Annotated in this window: 3 protein-coding genes; all 3 read left to right on the forward strand. The window is 64.4% G+C overall.

Features of this window, described 5'->3' with window-relative positions:
• On the forward strand, window positions 1-543 hold a 543-nt coding region (locus NV64_RS19140), incomplete at its 5' end, for an ATP-binding cassette domain-containing protein (protein WP_146005521.1).
• A 191-nt stretch (window positions 544-734) separates the two neighbouring features.
• Window positions 735-2,429, forward strand: coding sequence for a thiamine pyrophosphate-binding protein (locus NV64_RS19145; RefSeq protein ID WP_056234072.1), 1,695 nt, complete (start codon window positions 735-737; stop codon window positions 2,427-2,429).
• Window positions 2,422-2,694 (forward strand): hypothetical protein (locus NV64_RS23495; RefSeq protein ID WP_158239911.1); only part of this gene is annotated, 273 nt, incomplete at its 3' end. The genes NV64_RS19145 and NV64_RS23495, both read left to right, overlap by 8 nt.

Raw genomic sequence — 2,694 nt, forward strand, 5'->3', positions numbered from 1 at the left:
ATCCAGACCATTACCCAGGACCCGCTCGGCTCGTTCAATCCGCACTACCGCATTGCGCAGCTGCTGGAACAGCCGCTGAAGCTGAAGCGCGACCTCAGCCGTGAACAGCGCAGCGCCCGCCTGCTTACGCTAATGCAGCAGGTCGGCCTGCCCGCCGCGCTGCTTGACCGCCGCCCTTCTGCCCTGTCGGGCGGCCAGCGCCAGCGCGTGGCAATTGCCCAGGCGCTGGCCGCCGAACCGGATATTCTGATCTGCGACGAGCCGGTATCGGCGCTGGACGTCACCACCCAGGCGCAGATCCTCGATCTGCTGTGCCGCCTGCAGCAGCAGCTCGGGCTGTCGATCCTGCTGATTTCACACGATCCCGGCGTGGTGCAGCATATGAGCCATCGCATCGCGGTGATGAAGGCCGGGGAAATTGTCGAAACTGCTACCCCGGAACAGCTGCTGGCAGGGGCAAAACATCCCTATACCCGCCATCTGCTGGCCACCACCGACTGGGGTAAAGGCGTCGGCAGCGCGTTTAACGCGACCGGCACCTGACCGCTCGCCCCCTGCCACCGCGTAAATCAACGTTTCGCTAATACCCGCCATCCCCTTCAGCTGTTAACGTCCCCTGCCTCGGTGGTGCAGACTGCCGTCGCGGGTGATGTTAAGCGGCGGCCCGACGCGCCACCCTTAGCGGCAGGCTGACTGCTCTCCTGCCGGTTGCGCAGGCTCATACGGAGGCGGGGATGAAAATAACGGTAGCCGGGGATTTGATTCAGTATCTGGCAGAGCTGGGCGCAGACGCGGCCTTTGGCGTATCCGGCGGGTTTATCGTGCCGGTGTGGCACGAGCTGGTAGCGTCTGAACGGATCAAAACCTATCACTGTCGCCATGAGTCGGGGGCCGTCTGTGCCGCCTCCGAATACAGCCTGTGTAAAAACCGGCCGGCGATTGCCTTTACCACCGCCGGGCCGGGCATCAGCAACGCGCTCACCGGCCTGAAATCCGCCAGCCTGGATGGTTCACGGTTGATTTTTATCTCCGCCATCACCGCGTCCGCCAGCGACGGGCGCTGGCCGCTGCAGGAAACCACGCCCGAAGATCTCGCACGGCTGGCCGCACCGCAGGGTCAGGGGTATTTCCACGCCATGTTCACCATCAGCAGCGCGCAGGAGTACCTGGCCATCAGACCCCGTATCGCCGGGTATCTCGCCTCGGTTACCGGCTGCACCCTCGGTCTGTTTCTCACCCCGGCGGCGCAAAACGAGACCTTCGAACAGGTGCATCAGCCCCGCTCAATGCGATCCGGGCGCTATCCCGCCACGATAACCCCCGTCGATTCACAACGCGTTCAGCAACTGGCAGGGGTGCTTCACCGGCAAAACTGCCTGCTCTGGCTGGGATTCGGTGCCCGGCATGCGGCGGAAAATCTGGCCCATATCGCTGAACTTAGCCGGTCAACCGTCATTACCACGCCGCGAGGGAAAGGTATTTTTCCGGAGGCGCATCCGCTTTGTGCCGGTACCACCGGGCTGGGAAGTGATTCAGCCCGCGTCAGCGCGCTGCTGTCGCCGGAGGTGCATCCGGTGGTGATGATTCTCGGCAGCCGCCTCGGCGAACTCAGCTCCTCTTATGCGCAACAGCAGCTGGACTCTGCGGAGGTCTATTTTATCGGGCTTAACGTGCAGCAGGTTCGCGCCAGCCTGCCCGCACACACCACCTTTATCGAGGCGGATATCCCGGCGTTTGTCGCCGCGTTATACCGACAACTCGTCGCAACGGTTGCGGTTAACCGCCTGCCACGGGTATGGCCCGCTCTCCCCTTTGAACCCGCGCCGACGGCCGACGCCGGCGATGCGCCGCTGCATCCGCTGACGGTGATGTCAGTGCTACAGGATATCGTGATCGACCGTTATAACGGCTATCTGGCGGCCGAGGCCGGTAACGCCTTTGTCTGGACCAACCGTTATCTGAAGTTTTCCAGCGCGTTGCGCTACCGTACCAGCCCGGGTTTTGGGGCCATGGCACACTACGCCTGTGGCCTGATCGGCATCGCGGCAGCGGCAGGAGAAACGGTGGTCGCGGTGACGGGCGATGGCTCGATGCTGATGGCCAACGAGGTCAGCACGGCGGTGCGATATCGCCTGCCGGCGGTCTGGCTGGTGCTCAATGACGGCTGCTATAACATGTGTCGCCAGGGCGTTGAGCTGCTCGGCAACGCCCCGCTGGATTGCGAAATCCCGCCCGTCGATTTCGCGCTGCTGGCGCAGTCGCTGGGGGCCACCGGTTACCGGGTTAAGGACAGAGCGGGCCTGGAACAGGCGCTGACGACGGCGATGCGGCTGCGTCAGCCGGCGATTATCGACGTCGCGATCGACAGGAACGCCGTGCCGCCGCTCGGTGACCGCATTCAGACCCTGAAGACGCTCTCCGATGCGTAACGCGGCTGACGGCGTCAACATCATCGCCGCGGCAGGCGTGCTGCCCGGCCGCGTCACCGTGACGGACGGCGGCGCGCCGGCCACCCCGTTTGGCCCCGCCGCTGCGGGCGTGGAGGCACGGACGCTTTGGCGCTTATCAGCGCAGCAGAGTATCACGCAGCTGATGCTGGAGAGCCTGCGCGCCGCGCTGCATCAGGCCCGGCTTGACCGTAGCGGGCTGGATGCGATTTTCGTCAGCCTGGTGTGGCCGCAAACCCTGCCCGAC

Source organism: Erwinia sp. B116, assembly GCF_002865965.1.
Taxonomy (GTDB): Bacteria; Pseudomonadota; Gammaproteobacteria; order Enterobacterales; family Enterobacteriaceae; genus Erwinia.

Coding starts and splice junctions, on each gene's coding strand:
- NV64_RS19145 (WP_056234072.1), top strand. CDS start 735: ATGAAAATAACGGTAGCCGGGGATTTGATTCAGTATCTGGCAGAGCTG.